The 361-nt window shown below is 43.2% G+C and carries 1 protein-coding gene; it reads right to left on the bottom strand.

The annotated features are described in order from the left end of the window. A partial coding sequence (locus GPK83_RS14495; RefSeq protein ID WP_215705111.1) for a transposase occupies window positions 1-361 on the bottom strand: 361 nt, incomplete at both ends.

Below are 361 nucleotides of genomic sequence, written 5' to 3'. Positions count from 1 at the left end.
CTTTTGCAGTAAAATTTGATAAGGTATTCTGGTGAGGAATCCATGTTTGTGACGATAAAGGTATACATGTAAACCATTTGGTTTTCTGGCTTCTCAACCTTGCACACAACGCGTCTTTCATAAGGCCATGGACCAGCTTTGTACATGAATTCACCGTAAACCACAGCGTAGTCTACCTTGTTATTTTGAGTCCGACTGGTAAGTGCATCTGCAAGAAACGACGCTTTTTCACGGAGAATCTTGTTTCCCTTCAGCCGGATGACATAGCTTGTTCCGTTTTCCTCACACTGTTTATAGAGATCAGGAGCTGCAAAACCACTATCGCCGCGAAGCAGGAGATGGATGGTTGGATAATCATTCA

It is taken from the genome of Clostridium sp. MCC328 (assembly GCF_018785465.1).
In the GTDB taxonomy this organism is placed as follows: Bacteria; Bacillota; Clostridia; order Lachnospirales; family Lachnospiraceae; genus Pilosibacter; species Pilosibacter fragilis.
This window is presented reverse-complemented; position numbering and strand designations above follow the sequence as displayed.